The organism is Falsihalocynthiibacter arcticus (assembly GCF_000812665.2).
Classification (GTDB): Bacteria; Pseudomonadota; Alphaproteobacteria; order Rhodobacterales; family Rhodobacteraceae; genus Falsihalocynthiibacter; species Falsihalocynthiibacter arcticus.
This window is the reverse complement of record NZ_CP014327.1, coordinates 2474100-2491867: the sequence shown is the minus strand read 5'-3', so window position 1 is coordinate 2491867 and position 17768 is coordinate 2474100. Positions and strand designations below refer to the sequence as shown.

Genomic DNA, 17768 nt, shown 5'->3' with positions numbered 1-17768 from the left:
GATGTTGTCGCCAGCATATCAGCAGCGCACCCCGTTCAGATTCTTCACATTCGTCAGTCTTTTGCGCGTGAAACGCAGGTCTGGACATTCGCACCCCATGCAGCATCGGACGGTGTGGGCCCATTCATCCGCCCTGGATTGTCATGCTCTTCTGACTGATATCTTCGCGGTGTAAGCCCAAAGTATGCGCCCACGGTGCGGGATCTTTTAAAACGGGTTGGGCAAGGTTGACGGAATATTCCGGAGGGCCCGCAAAATAGAGTGGTTTTGGTTGGTCGATTGTTCTGCTCGGACGAAACTTTTCATACTGCCTCCTCGGGCGAGATTACGCCGCGTTCACGTTTTAGGAATGTGAGGAGACCCCGGAAGGTATGGAAGGCGCAGAGGCACCTTGACCGCCCGGGGTTACGGGCGGTTTAGCAGTAGAAATCGAAAATGATCTGCGTGTTCCAACATGTCTTTATAGTTATGTATCGACGTCGCAATAGTCAATCCTGACGGGGAAATATTGGCGTCTTAGGTGATTTGTGCCGTAAATGGTTAAGAAAGTCTATCAAACGATAGGAGGGGCAAGCATAAATGTTTGAGCGGGGTCTACCAAAAGCCGACGTAAACCCATCCGTCAGGATGGTTCCGTCGGAGCCGCGTCATCGTAAAAATTTCTACCGCGTAGGGCACTCGCCCTTGCGGCACGAGTAATTTTCTAGCGAAGTGTAATTATGGTGCAAACCCCTTTCCGGGGTTAAGGATGCCGCGCGGGTCCAAAGTGAATTTGAGCCGCCGCATGGTGTCAATCTCCGCCTCTGTGCGGCTGTAACCTAGATAGTCGCGCTTGACCGCGCCTATCCCGTGTTCGGCCGAAATTGTCCCACCCAAATCACGGACTATGCCATAAACCAATGTCTTGAGTGCGCTTGCGGGCTGATCTGTGCCTGCTTGTGGCACATTGACGACCAAATGCAGGTTGCTGTCGCCCATATGCCCATAGCTGAGAGCACGTGCGCCAGGCCAGCGTTCGGCAATTTCCGCCTCCAAGCGTGACACAGCTTCGGCGATACTCTCCAATGGCAAGCCCACATCAAAAGCGGTGAGTGGGCCAAGGATGTGACCGTATTCAGCCACAGCTTCGCGCACCGCCCAAAGCTCGCGTTCTTCGCGCACCGAGGCAGCTATCACCGCATCATTCAGTGCGCCCTCTTCCAGTGCTACACCAAGGCAGTTTTCAAACTGGCCGCGCAGGTTATCGTCGAAACCGCCGGCTTCGATGACGACATAGACACCGTGCGGTTCGGAAAGCGGATGTTTGGCGTTAATACCGGCACGCATTAAATCGTAAAAGCTGGGCCACATCACTTCAAACGATATCAGCGCAGGGCCGAGATCTGCGCGAGCACGCTTTAAAAAGGCTACCGCAGCGGCGGTGTCTGTGCAGCCGCAAAAGGCCGTGGCACTGTGGCTTGGCCGCGGTTGTAAGCGCATCACGGCCTTGGTGATAATGCCCATCAGCCCCTCGGTGCCGATAAATAACTGCTTTAGGTCTAGCCCCGCGTTGTTTTTGATCATGTTATTCATCGAATTGAGGACTGTACCATCAGCCAGAACAACCTCAAGTCCCAGAACATGCTCGCGTGCCATGCCATAACGCAGCACTTGGTTGCCGCCCGCATTGGTGGCTATCACGCCGCCGATGGTGCAGGAACCGCGTGCGCCTAAATCAACCGCCAGCATCAATCCCCCATCTTGGGCGGCTTCTTGTGCAGTTTGCAGCACGCAACCGGCTTCGACAGTTAGGGTGGCCATTTGGGCATCAAATGCCAACACGCGGTTCATCCGCTCCAGTGACAGCACGACCGCCCCAGCGACCGGGTGGGCACCACCAGAAATGCCGGTTAGCCCGCCTTGCGGCACCACCGGCGTCTCTGTTTCATGGCAGAGACGGAGTGCGATGGCCACCTGTTCGGTGCTGCATGCCCTCACGAGCGCTAAGGGTGAAACAGGCGGCAAACCAGACCAATCATGATGGTTGCGCTCAGGAACATCCAAGGGAACAACATCGACGCCAAGTTCCGTGCGCAACCGATTAGCAATATCGCTCATACGAGCAACCTCCTGCACTTCAGAAATGAAGCGGCGCCATTCATCTTCGTCGACGCCTCCCCTGACTTGGGGTGATTGACAGAAAGCAAGGGAAGTGCGGTCATGAGTGCCTCGGAATATTAAGGGAGAAAGGAGCGAGATATCTTATGCGTGGCACACTCATCCACGCCGCCGCAAGCATACTACAATTTCAGCGACAATTTGTTGCACTTCTTTCATATAGTTTTCAATGATTTCGCCTAATAAATGCCCCTTTGAGTGTAAGAGGCTCCATATCTGTTTCTTCGCTGTACCATTTTCAGTTTAATGGCGGGAGTTATCCTATTTCGGATGGAGTTCAGGCGTGGACTATGCCCCGCTGAGATTTGAAAAGTGTCGTTATTTAGCGCTCGGTCTATCCGACGGGATAACTCCGCACTGGTTTATTGACCACGTATTAGTCGTAGATGGGCGCTACGAGCATCGGCAATCAAACCGTTTTGCGTCCACCGATCATCTGCAGGCAGATGCAATCTGTATTTGCCTGAGCTACGATGCAACGCCCCACTCCGCTCTCACTTCAATCCGCCATTCACTCGCCCTAAATGCCGGCCCAAATCCAAGATCAGCCAAACCCAGGATCCGTATCCAGCTTCGTAACGATGCGGCGCCTAAACAGCTGCTGCGGTAGCAGCCATCATTTTATGACAGTTTTGTCTGTGTTTCTGTCTGCAAAAAGTGGTGCATCCATCCGCCTCAACTCCTGAACAGAATTGTCCGTAAAATGGAATCACCAGACGTTAACGTCCGACAATATAGCCTAACAAAAGAATAATGAGGTCTTCACAACACAAAAAGAAGCAACACCCAACTCCCTCCCATGTATTTCAGGAAAGTAGGCTGAACACCTCACTTTGGAGTCTGGTTAACTTTTCACGCTCATCGATAAGGTCTTTGCACACAGCTTCCAGATAAAACCCAGACGCACTCACCATCATTCCGAGAATTTCATACGTCCCCTTGAGAGAGTTCATTTTCAAAGCGGCGGGGGATCCAGGCCTCAAGCCGATCGAATGTCGAATCCTGTGGATTAGGGAAAGCCCGTTGTGGCTTTTCGCAAAAAGCCTCCTATTAAAAAGGTCGTCACCAATAAATTTGAGGAACGGCAATGAAACAAGCACCTAAGAAAAACCGCATCACCAAAAGCACGCTCGACAAAGTAAAAGCAGACCTGGAGAGGTTGGCGACAACACCTCCCGACAATTTTTCTGTGAAAGAGTCCCTGCGTCAATCACTTCCGTCTATTAATAAGGCTCTGACGAATGGACACACTTTGGAACTCATCAACAAGACCTTGGTCCAAAACGGCATTCACATTTCGGACTCAACGTTGGGCACATATTTGCGCACAATCCAACGTGAGGCGGACGCATCGACCGAGGACCTTTCGGCAGACTTGCAGGAAAGTGAAACACAAAAAGATACCACGCCAAGCAATCCTGACACCCTTGATGATGGGCCTGTATCAGATATTAAGTTCACATCACTTGACGAGGAGAAGGAGCCTTTCCCCGAGATTGAATTTGCAAACGAAGCACCACGCTCTCCAGATGACGATTTGTTGGATAAACTCCACGAGAAGCGCCACCATAAAACCCACGGGGATCCAAACGAGAACGAAGGGTAAGCGGACAGAAGTGGTCATCGAGGCAAACGATAACTTCGATGTCCACGGGCGCGCGACAAGAATAGTTGAATGGGGCAGAGTTGCTGGGACGCCGGTGTCATGGTTACATTGGAGGCACGGCCCGATGTCGGTTGCCTCGCTCAAGCCAATCGGCCTTCAGCTCTTTGGCGCGTCAGTCATAGTGAGCCACTGTGCCAGCGCACGCCGGATCATTTCCGGCCTTGTCGGCAGGTCAGTTTCCGCGCGTCTTCTATCATCAATTGCTTCGATCATGTCACGCGGCAGGCGTAAGTTGACAGCTTCCGTATCGAGCCGTGGGCGGCCCTTTTTGCTTTTTTCACTCATAATCCCGAATCCATGCTTGATTAATTGGTTTTATGGTGCCATATTGTGCAGGCCAAGGCAAGAGCTGTAACTCTCGCCAAGGCCCTAATCAATCCGATCCATAGGAGATCATCATGACTAAACACACCCCTATCACGCCTTTTTCGGCGCATAAAGACCCGCTTCAAACACCGGCGTCCCTTACCTTCCCTCTTCTTCTCGCGCATGTCGCAGATTTCATTGGCGCCGAACGCGATCTTGAAGGTGTTGGGCACAGCCAAGATCCGGCTTACCGCCTGTGGCTGCGCGACGCTGAACGCGCCCAAACCCGCCTCACCGATGGTTTGCGTCATTTTCGCGACCCTTTCCGATCAACCGCTGTTTCGCACGGCACTGCTCATTGATGCCATGCTTGGTTGCGAAGAACTCGGTGGGGCCCGTCGCCTGCATCAGGAGATGCACTTTTCATTCTTTTCGCAGTTTCAAATTGCTGGCATTGGCGCCATCGCCATGCAGCGCAATGCGATGTTGATCCAAGCGCGTCACTTGATGACGGCCCTTGTCGCACTGCCGCTGTTTGACTCTGCGCCAGAGGTTCTGGATGACAAGCGCGATCAAGACGAGCCCCCTGCGCCAGCCTTCTAATAAATCGATCCCCATTTTCTATCTAACGGATTGCCATCTTCGCTTTGGCAACGCGCACACCTGCGTCTGCAGCCCTGCGGCTGCGGCCCCCTCATATTGCATATCTTATTTTCTTATCTGGAGAGCATCCCATGAACACGATTTCCCATTCCCAAAACATGATGACCATTCAAAACACTCTGCTGCCCATCCACAAAGGCAGTTTGCAACCTCACTGGATCGCGACGGCAAAATCGAAAGGCTTCGATATTGTGGCCCGCGTTGTTGATCGGCTGCACCTCGCCTTGCGCTGCCATCAGTGCGGCGCGCTCAATAAGGTGCGTCTCTTTACTTTGATGAACAGCCAGCCCAATTGTTCCGCGTGCATTGAACAGGTCTGGGCCTCAGATGCTGCGGCCGCTGGGCTGGAGTTTCTGAGCCGTGATCCCAAAAACCGTCACTACGGCCTCTATCGTGCAGCCTGTGGGCATCAGCTCCGTCGCCAATTCGAATTAATCAAACGCGTTGCCGCCTTGCAAACAGGCGTTCGCTGCGAGACATGCCATGCCGCCAGCGAGATCGGTGTGGCGCAAGCGCGGGGTTGGCATCTGCTTTGCCCCGATCCCGAGGGCGATCAGAACTATCGCCTCTACAAACATATGGATTGTGGTCACGAGCAGCGTGTGGCGCGCGTCAATATGCAAACAGGCCGCTTCGGTTGCGGGGGCTGCAGCGAAGACTGGGTTGCTGCACCTAGCTTTCTCTACGCAATGTCCTTCACGCTCTCAAACGGGCGCGAGCTTGTGAAGCTCGGGTTTTCCCGCGATCCCGGCAGCCGTCTGCGGTATCAACTGCAGCGCGATATGGATATGCCCTGCGCCATTCTGCGTCAAATTCCTATGTCTACAGGGCAAGACGCCATTCGTCTGGAAAAGCGCCTGCACGCAAAACTGCTTCGCGAGCACGCAGATTGCGTCGTCGATCCCGAGTGCTATCGCACCCAGATCCGCGTCAAATCGGAGATTTACGACGCGCGGCTGACCAAGACCATTCTCGGTCATCTCGACAAGATCGAGGTGCAGGCCGCGTAAACGGCCCCGTCAGACTGCAAATTTAGGACAGATCCCGCGAGCGTACTGCTCGCGGGGCTTTTCCCCTCACTCTCTTACAGGGAGGGCTTCCCTATGCCCAATTCTAAAATCAACACTCCCGCTTGGAATGACTTCGCCAGCACGCTCATTGAGCGCCTGCGGCACCATCACGGCGCACCATCAGATGCCAGTCATACGCCTTCAGATCTCGACGAACTATTCACAAAGTTCGAGTCCGGCAAAGATGTCGAGCGCTTCGGGCAGGTCACCCGATCGCCATTGCGCTACGTTCCCGCCCGCCAGGTTCTGATCGCAATTCGTCTTGCTGCAACGTTCAAGTCGCCTACCGCCATAGACATTGCCCTGCAGTGCGGCGCGCTGACTGTGGTGCGGGACATTGGCGTCGTAGATCTCACAATACTCAAAGATGTTTTGAGTATCTGTTTTCCTCGGGCACCGTGGCAGATCCTCGCGCCTGACATCGTCGATGGAGCATTGAGTAAGAATGCACAAGCGCGCTTAGCTTCAGCCATCACAGACAGCTTCGATCTGATCGAACCCGTGCTGATCATGCAGACGCATGGCCTCTCGCTGCCCAAACATCTGACCGCCATGGTCCCGCCAGTCTTCCCAATGGCGCCGATCTGTGGCGATGTCCTTGCCACGCTGTTGCACTCTGGCCATCTGTCGGATCAAATCACCGATCCTGTCGCGTTGCGGGCTGCCCTGCCGCACGATGATGTCTTGTCGGGCCTTGAGACGGTCACGGCCTGCGCCGCCCTGCGCGCACCGACCCTGCAGGACGCCCTGATAAAGCTGAACGCCATCACCAAACGCGATGTCCATTCCACAGGGCCACGCTTGGAAGACATGACGGGCGACACTCTCGCCCTTTCGGCGGCGCGCCGGATTGTCGATGACCTCAAACTCTGGAAGGCCGGCAAAGCGGGCTGGGATGAGATCAGCCGCTCGCTCTTGCTCTACGGCCCCCCCGGCACCGGAAAAACCTATTTGGCCCGTGCCGTCGGCAACAGCGCGGGGCTCTCCACTGTCAACGCCAGCTTTGGCGCATGGCAATCGGCGGGACATCTGGGCGATATGCTGCGCGAGATGCGGGCCAGCTTTGCTGAAGCACGACGCAATGCGCCCTGTGTGCTGATCATCGATGAGATCGACGCCGTGGGCTCGCGCGACAGTGATGATCGCCATGGATCAGGCTATCGCTTGCAAGTCATCAATGCATTTCTGGCAGAGTTAGACGCGATCTCGCGCGACGCGGGCGTCATTCTTATTGGCACCTCTAATCATGCGGACAAGATGGACCCAGCGGTATTGCGCGCCGGACGTATGGATCTGAAGGTGGCGGTGCCTCTGCCCGATGCAGGCGCGCTCTTGGCGATCCTGCGCCATCACTTGAGCGAAGACCTTGCTGACGCAAACCTGCAGACACTCGCCCGTCTTTCTCTTGGCAAAAGTGCTGCCGACATTGATGCTGCGATCCGTGCGGCGCGTTCTGATGCCCGTCACAGCGGCAAGCGGCTCACCCTTGCGATGCTGCAAGATCATCTCCACATCGGCGCGGGATCAGAGAACCACGCGCTGCTCTGGCGGATCGCCATCCACGAGGCTGGCCATGCGATCATCGCAGCTGCTTTAAACTTAGGAGCCGTCACCAGCCTGCGGATCTCAACGGACGGCGGACAAGTGAGCTGCCAGTTCAACACAAACGAGAGCTTACTGTCCGATTTCGAAGCCCAGATGGCCTATTCTTTGGCAGGCCGCGCCGCTGAACGTTTGGTCTTGGGCGACATCTCGGCTGGGGCTGGCGGTTCTGACACCTCCGATCTTGCTTTGGCCACAAAGGCAGCCATTCAGATTGAGACCACCTTGGGCCTTGGAGAGACAGGTCCTGTTTGGCACTCACAACCAAATGAGGTTATCCGCGCGACGCCCAGACTTCGTGACCTTGTGCGCCAGCGTGTGGACCGCACAGAACAGCGGGCAGCAACCCTGCTCATCCAGCACCTTGAGCCATTGGAAGCCTTGGCACGGGAACTCCTGCACCACCGCTCAATGCGCGCCGCTGAGATCGAGCCATGGCTGCGCGAGGTCATGCCCATCACAGCCAAGCCGCAGACCACCGCGCCAGATCAGCCCCCGCGAGAACCGCTAAGGCTGGGGTGAGCAAGGCAAACATATCTAAAAAGACGGCCCTTAAAGAGAATACAGGATCAGCATCTTAGTCATTTTTATGATGCTTGTCATTTTGGTTTGTTTGTTTTTCGTTTTCTATTTTTTGAAAGATTTTTTCGTTTTCTGGTTTTCGTATTAAAAAAGGGCAGATGACTTTGTTCAGTTTTTACAAACAGGCAGAGGTAAGATTTCTATATTTTTGAGGCTTAGAGCAGACAGGTAAGATCCGTATTTTTTGGTTTTCTAAGATTTGAATTTTTATAGATATTTTAATGCCGCATGAACGAAGCAAATTTATTGAAAAAACTTTTCAACACATTGTTTATCCACAAAATTCTGACACTCGGCGTCAATTCTGGACGCTTTTCACCATCCGACGAGGCCTCCCATGCAGTATAGTGATACCCACACCGCCGGACAAATCCCCGGCAATATACACATCACTTTAAACCGTCCGGCGCTGCGCCGGAACGGGCGGGAGACCTCGGCCAATGGCACGGGACCAGAAGAGACATGCAAGCGACAAGGAGGTGCCAATGGCATCGCCCGTTGTTGTCTCCGACGGTATCGCCGAGCAAACACGCCACGATCAAATGCAAGCATTGATCCGTGCGCTCGCACGGGATGCTGCACGTGTAGATCATGAAGAGGATGAGAACAGGAACCATCAGCACCACAGACCCCGCACTTAAACCACTCCAAGGAGTCCAACCTATGACAACAGCCCGCCTGCGCGCCGCGATCTACGCCAGATATTCATCTGATATGCAAAACGCCGCCTCAATCGAAGACCAAATTCGTTTATGCCGCATTCATGCCGAGCGCGAAGGCTGGGAGATCGTCGGTAGCTATGAAGACCGGGCAATCTCTGGGGCCAGCATCCTGCGCCCGGGCATCCAAAAGCTGTTGCGCGATGCGGAGGAGCAGGGTTTTGACATTGTCGTATCAGAGGCTCTTGATCGCCTCTCCCGCAATCAAGCTGATATTGCCCAGCTTTATCAAACACTGTCCTTCACCGGGGTGGGCATAGAAACCCTCTCTGAAGGCACTGTGAATGAGATGCACATCGGCTTGAAAGGCACGATGAATGCTCTGTTTTTAAAGGATCTGGCGGCCAAAACTTGGCGTGGACTGGATGGTCGCGTCGAAAAAGGCAAATCAGCGGGTGGCAAATCCTTTGGTTATGACGTTGTGCGCAGCCTACGCGAGGATGGAGAATTGAACAGAGGAGATCTGGCAATCAATCAAGACGAAGCAGCGGTCATTCTGCGGATTTTTGAAGCATACAGAGATGGGCAATCACCGGGGAGAATCGCAGACCTTTTGAACCGCGAGGGCGTTATCGGACCGCGTACCCCCAATTGGAATAAATCCACAATTCATGGAAACCCCAAACGCGGCACGGGAATTCTCAACAACATGCTGTATGTCGGAGAGCGGCATTGGAACCGCCAAGCCTATAAAACCGATCCTCGCAACGGCAAAAGACAGTCTCGGCCAAAAGAGGTTTCCGAGTTACGTATCGTGCAGGTTCCAGACCTGCGGATCGTGTCCCAAGACCTTTGGGAGGCCGTGAAGGCCCGTCAAAAAAGTCAGGCACTCAAACAAAGCGACAGCAAAGCATGGCAACGGCGTAAACCGCGTTTTTTGTTTACAGGGTTGATCAAATGCGGCTGTTGTGGCGGAGGCTTTTCGACCATAGCCAAAGACAGGTTTGGCTGCAGCTCATCACGTAACAAAGGCACCTCAGTCTGCACCAACCGGACGACAGTCGCGCGCAAGGATATGGAGCGCCAAATCCTTGATCTCCTATCAGGCCACCTTATGGAGCCAGACTTGGTCGCAACCTTTGCCAAAGAATACATCGCGGAGCGCAATCGTCTTGCTGCGAGCAAAACAGATACCCGTGCCACAAAGCAAAAAGAGCTGACTAAAGTGATCAAAGATCAGGATGTTTTGGTCAACGCCTTGCTGGCTGGAACACCTGCCGCGCGTATTAATGATCGCATGAGCCAGCTTGAAGCGCGGCAAAAGCAGTTGGAGCAAGACCTCGCCAGCACCCCAGCCCCGGCCTCCAATCTGCGCATCCATCCGCAAATGGCCCACACCTATCATGCGCGGATCAAAACCATTGTCGCAGAGCTTGGTGAGCCAAACAGTGAAAGCGAAGCCCGTGATGAGATCCGTGGCTTGATTGACAAAATCACAGTCACGCCACTGCCAACTGGTGGCAAGCGGATGCAGCCACAATTGGAACTCCATGGCGCTCTGGCAAACATTTTGGCCTTGAGCCTTGGTGTCAAAGGAAAGCCTGAACAACAAATAACCTCCTGTGAACAGGAGGTTATGCAAAGTATAGTATTTATGGTTGCGGGAGCTCGACTTGGACACTGTTTGCGAGAGATTTCTCAAACTCAAATAAATTAGCATAGTGTGTGCGGCCAAGGCGCCATAGAGTAGTATTGGTATGGTTTTCAGTTTCGATCCACGCCCCCGTGAAGGGGGCGACGGGCAATTGTATGGTGGGGCAGCCTCTTCTCTTGTTTCGATCCACGCCCCCGTGAAGGGGGCGACGACGAGCGCATCACCGCCCGACCGCGAGTGCCGGTTTCGATCCACGCCCCCGTGAAGGGGGCGACAGTTGGACAGCCTAATACAGGGGTTGCCGCTGCTGTTTCGATCCACGCCCCCGTGAAGGGGGCGACGCCCTCGGAATAAGCGATACCCTCGCCAATCGTCAGTTTCGATCCACGCCCCCGTGAAGGGGGCGACGCACCAGCACCGCCACCGACACCAAGCAAACGTGTTTCGATCCACGCCCCCGTGAAGGGGGCGACTCGTGCGTTCGGTTGCAAGCGCCGTCTTTTGGTTGTTTCGATCCACGCCCCCGTGAAGGGGGCGACGCATGATGAATGTTTTCTTCGCAGTTGGTGCGGGTTTCGATCCACGCCCCCGTGAAGGGGGCGACTGTGACGTCCGGAGCGCTAAAAGGCTGGACTGTGGTTTCGATCCACGCCCCCGTGAAGGGGGCGACATTCGACCACCTCCAAGATGTATGTCTTGCTTAGGTTTCGATCCACGCCCCCGTGAAGGGGGCGACCAACTCGCCTCAAGCCACTCGCCCGCGACAATAGGTTTCGATCCACGCCCCCGTGAAGGGGGCGACGCACATCAAGTTGAACAGTATCGGCCAATGGCGTGTTTCGATCCACGCCCCCGTGAAGGGGGCGACTTCCCCGCTTGTCGTTCAGCGATTGCCTTGGAAAGTTTCGATCCACGCCCCCGTGAAGGGGGCGACGCGACGTCATTCTCCGGCATACCGTCATTGACGTGTTTCGATCCACGCCCCCGTGAAGGGGGCGACGTGCGGGGCGATGGACTTGATCATATCCAAGGGTGTTTCGATCCACGCCCCCGTGAAGGGGGCGACGAAACAATCGAATTTCGCACAACAAGGTTATTCAGTTTCGATCCACGCCCCCGTGAAGGGGGCGACGTACAGCCTTCTGACAGGTCGGGCTGGTGTGACGTTTCGATCCACGCCCCCGTGAAGGGGGCGACGCGCGTTGCCGGAGCGACAACTTGATGCTCCGGAGTTTCGATCCACGCCCCCGTGAAGGGGGCGACAGTCCAGTCCCTGACGGTGTGACTGTGCTTGCAGGTTTCGATCCACGCCCCCGTGAAGGGGGCGACATAGTGGCATCACCTACGCCGAGTTGAAGCATGTGTTTCGATCCACGCCCCCGTGAAGGGGGCGACATAAACGCTTGATAGCCGCCCGCCGTTGCTGAGTTTCGATCCACGCCCCCGTGAAGGGGGCGACTTTATGCAAGTACGCGTAGCTAGTGGTAGAGCCGGTTTCGATCCACGCCCCCGTGAAGGGGGCGACGTCGCATACCATCCGAGGAGGAAAGACTGAGGCTGTTTCGATCCACGCCCCCGTGAAGGGGGCGACGGACAGACACAGAACCAACCTGCAAGCGGCCTGTTTCGATCCACGCCCCCGTGAAGGGGGCGACGCCGTGCTTTCGACAACTGCAATGCCGTGCAACGGTTTCGATCCACGCCCCCGTGAAGGGGGCGACGCCGCGACTATGAGCGTCGGGAGGTATTTGCTGAGTTTCGATCCACGCCCCCGTGAAGGGGGCGACGGGGTGATAGCTTTGACGTGTCGCGGAACTCTACGTTTCGATCCACGCCCCCGTGAAGGGGGCGACCGCCTACAACCTAACGCATTCTGCCGCTTAGGAAAAGGAGGGCTCGGGTGCGGACATGGTTGCCGAGTTGCCCGTTTCCGAGGAGAGATCAATGCTGGCCGTAAAATACCGTTTAATTTTAGATGCTTAAGCCAAGTGCGAACCTCGGCGAAAATCCTAGCACGAATGGGGTTCGCACTTTTGTTACCCTGAGCGGTCAGACAATGATCGGGCCGCCCAGATCCGCAGAGGGCTTAGCGCCAACATGTTCGATTTTCCGGGTCCAGTTGGCGCCTAGATAATAGAAGCGGAGGCTGTCGAATTCCGGGCGGATGATGGCCTCGAGACGCGCCTTGAGTTTCGCCCATTGCGCAGGGTCTACTTCAATTTCGAACACTGAATTCTGTACGCGTTGCCCGTAATCCTGACAAGCGCGGGCAACCTTCCGAAGGCGCTTTTTCCCGCCATCCTCGATCGTGTTTACGTCATACGCCACAAGAACCAGCATGCTATTTCCAGAACCATGGGGGTATCCTTCAAGATCACCGCGCAGGTGCCGGGCGAGCATCTGGGCCTGGACAAATGGGACAAGACCAAAGGGGATTTTCTCTGCCAGAAACGGGTGAAGCCGCTCTTCTTTCTTACGTTCCTGCCAAGCCGTCAGCACAGTCTTTCGTGCGTCATCCGACATGACGACGGCACCGCCATCGCGTGTATCGAAGTCTGCGGCGCGCAACTGTCGGCGGTTGACCAGCGACAGGGCGAGGCGGTCGACCAGAACGGGGCGCAGCTCCTCCATCAGGTCGAGCGCGAGGCTGGGCCTGCCGGGACGGTCACGGTGCAAAAAGCCCACAGCGGGGTCAAGCCCGACGGCCTCGGCTGCGCTCCGGCAGTCATGTGTCAGCAGCGTATACAAGAAGGACAGGAGCGCATTCATCGGGTCCAGCGGGGGGCGGCGGGACCGACCGGACCAGCGGAATTCAGGATCGGGTGCGCGGATCAGATGGTCGAAGACGGAAAAGTAAAGGGCTGCCGCCTCGCCCTCCATGCCGCGCAGAGCGTCGGGATCAGCAGGCATTAATTCAATATTGCGAAGGATCTGAACCATACGCTTACAAGCACCGCTCAGCCCTTCTCGTGCGGCAGGCGTATAGTCGTTGCCGTAGTCGCGTAACGCCCGCATCAGAACGGAGCGCTGGTTGGCGACCTTACCGAGCAGCAAGCTGCGGATAATCTCATCTGGTGCCTCATTCGCTCGGTATTGAGCGCGACGCAGCAGCACATTGCCAGTCACCGGACCCTCGATGCGCGCGGCAAAGCGTCCGTTGCGCTCGAGCAGGACGATGGTGATACCTGCGCCGGCACAGGCCCCAATTAAGGCGGGTGATACCATGATGGGCCCGAACGCCACAACTGACGCTAACATGTGCAGCGGCACGCGGGCTTTGACCGCCCCCTCGAACTCTGCCACGAGGTTCTCGCCGTCTTTGCGCAGTGCGCTGCCTTCAGTCGTGACATAGACGGTGTTGAGGAGCTTTTTCAAATCGCATCACCTAGGATTTCGCGCAACCGGGCCGCGCGCCACGCGACGACCGGACGGCCATACTGCGCCGGCCTGCACAATTCATGAAGCGAACAGGCGCGACAGCGGCTCTTGTGGGTTGTAGGTGGCGGAGTGACACCGGAGGCCAGTGCAGCGCGCAGATCTTCGATCACCGCCAGCGTGATGCTGCGCAGATCCTCATCGAAAGGCACGACCACCCGCCGGTGTGTCTCGGCATAATACAGGGCACCTTGCGGGATGGTCTGGCCCGTCATTTCCTCAAGGCAGAGCGCCTGCGCGCAGAGCTGCACCTCATCGGCCCGGTGCAGCTTCGGCTTGCCGCGCTTGTATTCGACGGGATGGGCCAGGTCGCCGTTGAACTCGACCATATCGCAGATCCCCGCGATGCCCAGAACCTGCGAGGAGACGGGCAGAGCCATGACTCGCCGCACACCGCGCGCCAGCCGCTTGCCGCCCTTGTCCGTTACAGCGTGCAACACGTCGCCTTCGGCAGTGAAGCGGTTGTCGGCCCAGAGCCGCTCCAGATGGATCAAGGCGGCCTGCCGCAGGCAGTAGGTCGCATGCTGCAAAGCCGAGATCGGGATCGGCTCTGCGGCCTGCATCACAGAACCTCGATGAGGTCCACCCCGGCGGGCAGGGCGTCATGGTCGATCTTGACGCTATAGTCGCCGAATTTCCGCGCCGGAGGCAGGTTGTCCAGCCGCGCGTCAATGGCGCGGAATTCACCATCCACAGACCGGCCGATTTTCACAATGTCAAAAAGCTTGTGCGCCGGGGCATTGCCCAAGGCGGAGGCGTGGCGGAACAAGATCAGCTTGCGCGACGACATGTGCCCCCTCGCAGCCGAATGATCATGCTCGAACATCGACGATAATGCCTCAGTTAGCAAGGCAAGATCGGCATCGGAGAACCCCGTCCGTTCCGCAAATTTGGCCGAGATGAAACCATGCGCAACATAGAGGCCATATGGCACGATATGCTTGCGGCCCATTGTGCGATTCTCCTTGCGGTCATCGCTGTCGTCGCCCTCGGCTTTTTGCTTCCTTTCCGCTTCGTTTGTCGCGGCCATACGGGTGATCGATATCTCGGCAGGCATGATCGGCTCGACTGACGTGGCAAAGGTGATCTGGACGGGGCCCTTGACCTGCCCGCAGTTCACGCCGGTGGACATGACTGCCCCGAAGGTCCGCACATCAAAAAAATTGGCGCACATCCAGTCACGCAGCTTGATCGCTTCATCGTCGGATTTGGGGTTCAGTTTTGCGTCCTTGTCCACCTTCGGGTCGTCCGGGCGCAGCGCGCGGTAGGCCTTGCGGTGTTGGTCATTGAGGATCGAGCTTTCCTGAACATAGATGTGATGACCATCTTCACCGGTACGGGCGAGATCGACGTAGTTGCGGATCTTGCGCTTGAGGCTCACGTCGGAGACAAGGCCATGGCCGGTTTCGGGATCCATCCGAGGCATGTTGCCGCTGTCCGGATCGCCATTGGGGTTGCCGTTGGTCACTTCAAAAATCAGCATGAAGTCATGACGTTGGGTGATTGCGGTCATTGAATGATCTCCACTGTGTCATTGTCTGTCTCGCGCTTACGAAAAGCTTCCGCGCGCTGATGGTAGTAGCCGATGCCGAACATCGCCTGTTCGGCGCTGGTGAGGGCGACGGGGATAGGCTCTTGCTCCGGTTCCATGACTTCCATGATTGCGGTGAGCAGCTTTTCAAGGTTGACCGCCCGTCCGGGGCTTTGCTTGCGCAGCTTGGCAAAGTGATTGGCGGATCCCCGGTCGAGCACCGGAAACACCTTTTGCGGCGTGGCAGAGGCCGCGCCATAGAATTTATCCTTGATGGTCGCGTTGACTTTGCCGCCAAGTGCAGCGCGCTGCACTTCCTCATAGACGGCAAAGAGCCGCCCCAGAACATAGCCTTTGTTTTGTGATGTCGGATCGAGCGCCACGGGGACCTCCAGTTTCAGATTTCGGATCAATACGGATTTCAGGATGCTCGCACGCAAGGCGTTCACATCGCCGTCGCCGCGCAGGCGCATCAGGGTCGAGGTCAGCAGGGTGAGAGGATATTTCTGCCCCGTCAGAATGGCCCGCATCCAGTCGCCCGCCAGATTGGGCGGCACATTCTCGCGTTTGCCCAGAACCGCAAGCTCAAGCAAATACCGCCAAAGCGGGGGGAAGCCATCGCGCGGGGGCGGGTCCAACGACAGATTGGCGATGTGGTTCTGATAGTTGGCGATCAGGGTGCCAAAATCATCCTCATAGTGAAACCGCACAGACAGGCGCGCGGCGTTGGGCGCGAGGCCCAGAACATGGAACCGGACAGAGGGATCGAGGTCGGGCACCACCTGAGCGAGAGCGGTGCCCTGCTGGATCATCTCCAGCCGTGTTTTGATCTCGCGGGTGGCTTTTTCGTCCTTGCCTGCGGTATCCCCGCCGCCGAAAGCGCCAAAGAACAAGTGCTCCGCCGCGACAGCAGACCCGTCTGCCCAGAACACGGTCGAGGCATCACCGATTTGAATTGAGTGGCCACTGTCCTTCGGCAGAAAATGATTGAGAACAGTAGTATAGGCAAAGGCAGCCGCCTCGGAAATTGAGGCATTGTCACCCTGTTTATGCCCATAAGACTCATAGGCATCCGAGTTAAACGAAACCAAGGCAGCGCCAGCTGGCTGCGCGTTCCAAACACCTTTAATGGCAGGGTGGGTTCGCGCAATAGAAGAACTTTGCCCTGTTACAAGACAAATTGCATTTGCCGCATTTTTACCTGCGACCGCTTTCCATCGATCACCTTGGCTTGCCCAAATCTCACGAGCCTCGTTGACTTGGTGAATGAACCTGTCTCGGTAAGTCGTTTCCAGACCGAAAATAACGCCTTCTTGCGGCAACTTTTCGATGTCGAAATGAGGTGTCAGTTGATCTGGGTTCCAAACCGTGAGGAAGCGGCAGAAAGCGACCAATTCATCGGATTTGACGGTCTCCAGATACTCAAGATGTTTATTGCGAAAGGCGTCGAACCGCCGGTCATCAGGATTGGAGATCTTCCCTGCCCCAAGAGCATAATTGATGTTGTCCCACAAGAAGTTCGGCCGCGGCATACTTCCCGACCGCTTGGGACTTGCAGGAACCCCCATGCTTCTCGGCGTGCGCTTCTTGTCGCTATCACGTAGATCGATGATGTCTCTTAGAGATCCATCAAGACCTAATAATACGCAAAATCCGATCTTCTCAGTCGAAAACCCGTATGGCGGGGCGTCCGGCAGGCGGTCATAGGCGCGCGCCAATGAGGCAAGCACGCTCATCGCAGCACGCCTGCGCTGCCAGGTGCGGGCACCTGCATCACGCCTTGCTCCAGCTTGGCCCGGAAGAACATCGACGGGCGACTGGTCTGCGCGTGGTCGATATCCCAGAGCATCAGCCCCAGATCGCGCGTCTCGGAAATCGCCGGGGGCAAGGGAGCGTCGAGTGCCAGCCCTTCGAAATGCGCGGCAAACTCTCGGGTGCCAAGGCAGGGCTGGTGAAAGCACTGTCCCTTTTGCGCACGGCGGTTGAAGATATCCAGATGCTTGCCCGCGTTATCCTCCAGGCCTGCCTTTTCGGTCATGTCGAAATGCGCCTCGATCAGATAGGCGGGCCTGACCAGAACCGTCGAGGCGCGCTGCTGCCGGTCGAGGTCCGCAACGATCCCCAGCCCTTCGAGATCGCCGCGATTCATGGCGCGCTTGAGACTGCCTGCGGGGGCCTTGTGACCGACCTCGTTGCGCCGGATCGACTGGTGGCGGATGGGCGCAAGGACGTGAATGGCATCAATCACCCAGCGGATTGCAGGCTTCCAATGCACCGCCTCCAGCACACCGCGCGCGGCAGAAGGGGTCATCACGTCATAAGTCAGCCGCTCGACCTTCAATTCGGGACGGGTGAACAGCCCGTAATCGCCCCAGACTTTTAATCGCACACCGTAGGTCATTGCTCCTCCACCCTTTTATACCATCTTGGGTGGAGAAAATTT

At 56.4% G+C, this 17768-nt stretch carries 14 protein-coding genes, 1 pseudogene and 1 CRISPR repeat array; of the genes and pseudogenes, 7 read left to right on the top strand and 8 right to left on the bottom strand.

Going from position 1 to position 17768, the window contains the following annotated elements; all coding sequences use genetic code 11:
* Window positions 1–122: 122 nt before the first annotated feature.
* Together RC74_RS23030 and RC74_RS12320 are read right to left on the bottom strand one after the other, a co-directional pair.
* Window positions 123–221, bottom strand: a pseudogene (locus RC74_RS23030) (transposase); the annotation flags it as partial.
* Window positions 222–717: 496 nt separating this feature from the next.
* The gene (locus RC74_RS12320) at window positions 718–2097 is read right to left on the bottom strand and encodes an FAD-binding oxidoreductase (RefSeq protein WP_039000386.1); all 1380 of its coding nucleotides are present in this window, start codon (window positions 2095–2097) and stop codon (window positions 718–720) included.
* A gap of 1147 nt (window positions 2098–3244) precedes the next feature.
* On the opposite strand from RC74_RS12320, the gene RC74_RS12310 reads away from it, so the two are divergent.
* Window positions 3245–3763, top strand: coding sequence for a hypothetical protein (locus RC74_RS12310; RefSeq protein ID WP_062628249.1), 519 nt, complete (start codon window positions 3245–3247; stop codon window positions 3761–3763).
* Between the two features lie 156 nt (window positions 3764–3919).
* Here RC74_RS12310 and RC74_RS12305 read toward each other — a convergent pair whose 3' ends face one another.
* The gene (locus RC74_RS12305; protein ID WP_039002462.1) at window positions 3920–4108 is read right to left on the bottom strand and encodes a ribbon-helix-helix protein, CopG family; all 189 of its coding nucleotides are present in this window, start codon (window positions 4106–4108) and stop codon (window positions 3920–3922) included.
* Between the two features lie 113 nt (window positions 4109–4221).
* Here RC74_RS12305 and RC74_RS12300 point away from each other — a divergent pair, with 113 nt between their 5' ends.
* The 6 genes from RC74_RS12300 to RC74_RS12280 all read left to right on the top strand — a co-directional run bounded on the left by RC74_RS12300 (window position 4222) and on the right by RC74_RS12280 (window position 10422).
* Window positions 4222–4491 carry a hypothetical protein gene (locus tag RC74_RS12300; RefSeq protein ID WP_062628248.1) on the top strand — a complete coding sequence of 90 codons (270 nt, stop codon included), beginning with the start codon at window positions 4222–4224 and terminating at the stop codon, window positions 4489–4491.
* A 52-nt stretch (window positions 4492–4543) separates the two neighbouring features.
* A complete protein-coding gene (locus RC74_RS12295; RefSeq protein WP_156477466.1) occupies window positions 4544–4732 on the top strand; it encodes a hypothetical protein in 189 nt (62 codons plus the stop codon).
* Window positions 4733–4863: 131 nt separating this feature from the next.
* Window positions 4864–5802 carry a GIY-YIG nuclease family protein gene (locus tag RC74_RS12290; protein ID WP_236939918.1) on the top strand — a complete coding sequence of 313 codons (939 nt, stop codon included), beginning with the start codon at window positions 4864–4866 and terminating at the stop codon, window positions 5800–5802.
* Window positions 5803–5895: 93 nt separating this feature from the next.
* Entirely contained in the window at window positions 5896–7986 is a 2091-nt protein-coding gene (locus RC74_RS12285) for an AAA family ATPase (protein ID WP_062628246.1), read from the top strand.
* Between the two features lie 545 nt (window positions 7987–8531).
* Window positions 8532–8687, top strand: coding sequence for a hypothetical protein (locus tag RC74_RS22210; RefSeq protein WP_156477465.1), 156 nt, complete (start codon window positions 8532–8534; stop codon window positions 8685–8687).
* 22 nt (window positions 8688–8709) lie between these two features.
* Window positions 8710–10422, top strand: a complete 1713-nt coding sequence (locus RC74_RS12280) for a recombinase family protein (RefSeq protein ID WP_052275161.1) — start codon at window positions 8710–8712, stop codon at window positions 10420–10422.
* A 50-nt stretch (window positions 10423–10472) separates the two neighbouring features.
* Window positions 10473–12212: a CRISPR direct-repeat array (repeat unit 32 nt; unit sequence GTTTCGATCCACGCCCCCGTGAAGGGGGCGAC).
* Window positions 12213–12408: 196 nt separating this feature from the next.
* Here the strand turns inward: RC74_RS12280 and cas1c are convergent.
* Genes cas1c through cas5c form a run of 5 tightly spaced genes read right to left on the bottom strand, consistent with a single transcriptional unit; the run spans window position 12409 to window position 17726 of the window.
* A complete protein-coding gene (gene cas1c / locus RC74_RS12270; RefSeq protein ID WP_179946738.1) occupies window positions 12409–13734 on the bottom strand; it encodes a type I-C CRISPR-associated endonuclease Cas1c in 1326 nt (441 codons plus the stop codon).
* The gene (gene cas4 / locus RC74_RS12265; protein WP_039004714.1) at window positions 13731–14357 is read right to left on the bottom strand and encodes a CRISPR-associated protein Cas4; all 627 of its coding nucleotides are present in this window, start codon (window positions 14355–14357) and stop codon (window positions 13731–13733) included. The genes cas1c and cas4 overlap by 4 nt, the downstream gene beginning before the upstream one ends.
* Entirely contained in the window at window positions 14357–15307 is a 951-nt protein-coding gene (gene cas7c, locus RC74_RS12260) for a type I-C CRISPR-associated protein Cas7/Csd2 (RefSeq protein WP_039004713.1), read from the bottom strand. Before cas7c ends, cas4 begins: the two co-directional genes overlap by 1 nt.
* Window positions 15304–17061 (bottom strand): type I-C CRISPR-associated protein Cas8c/Csd1, encoded by a 1758-nt coding sequence (cas8c, locus tag RC74_RS12255; protein WP_039004710.1) that lies wholly within the window; start codon window positions 17059–17061, stop codon window positions 15304–15306. Before cas8c ends, cas7c begins: the two co-directional genes overlap by 4 nt.
* Entirely contained in the window at window positions 17058–17726 is a 669-nt protein-coding gene (gene cas5c, locus RC74_RS12250; RefSeq protein WP_039004709.1) for a type I-C CRISPR-associated protein Cas5c, read from the bottom strand. Before cas5c ends, cas8c begins: the two co-directional genes overlap by 4 nt.
* Window positions 17727–17768 lie beyond the last annotated feature (42 nt).

Excerpts from the sequence above, each read along its gene's own strand:
- RC74_RS12295 (WP_156477466.1), top strand. The coding sequence starts at position 4,544 with ATGCACTTTTCATTCTTTTCGCAGTTTCAAATTGCTGGCATTGGCGCC.
- RC74_RS12285 (WP_062628246.1), top strand. The coding sequence starts at position 5,896 with ATGCCCAATTCTAAAATCAACACTCCCGCTTGGAATGACTTCGCCAGC.
- RC74_RS12280 (WP_052275161.1), top strand. The coding sequence starts at position 8,710 with ATGACAACAGCCCGCCTGCGCGCCGCGATCTACGCCAGATATTCATCT.
- RC74_RS12290 (WP_236939918.1), top strand. The coding sequence starts at position 4,864 with ATGAACACGATTTCCCATTCCCAAAACATGATGACCATTCAAAACACT.
- RC74_RS12310 (WP_062628249.1), top strand. The coding sequence starts at position 3,245 with ATGAAACAAGCACCTAAGAAAAACCGCATCACCAAAAGCACGCTCGAC.
- cas8c (WP_039004710.1), bottom strand. The coding sequence starts at position 17,061 with ATGAGCGTGCTTGCCTCATTGGCGCGCGCCTATGACCGCCTGCCGGAC.
- RC74_RS22210 (WP_156477465.1), top strand. The coding sequence starts at position 8,532 with ATGGCATCGCCCGTTGTTGTCTCCGACGGTATCGCCGAGCAAACACGC.
- RC74_RS12300 (WP_062628248.1), top strand. The coding sequence starts at position 4,222 with ATGACTAAACACACCCCTATCACGCCTTTTTCGGCGCATAAAGACCCG.
- cas7c (WP_039004713.1), bottom strand. The coding sequence starts at position 15,307 with ATGACCGCAATCACCCAACGTCATGACTTCATGCTGATTTTTGAAGTG.
- RC74_RS12320 (WP_039000386.1), bottom strand. The coding sequence starts at position 2,097 with ATGAGCGATATTGCTAATCGGTTGCGCACGGAACTTGGCGTCGATGTT.
- RC74_RS12305 (WP_039002462.1), bottom strand. The coding sequence starts at position 4,108 with ATGAGTGAAAAAAGCAAAAAGGGCCGCCCACGGCTCGATACGGAAGCT.
- cas4 (WP_039004714.1), bottom strand. The coding sequence starts at position 14,357 with ATGCAGGCCGCAGAGCCGATCCCGATCTCGGCTTTGCAGCATGCGACC.
- cas5c (WP_039004709.1), bottom strand. The coding sequence starts at position 17,726 with ATGACCTACGGTGTGCGATTAAAAGTCTGGGGCGATTACGGGCTGTTC.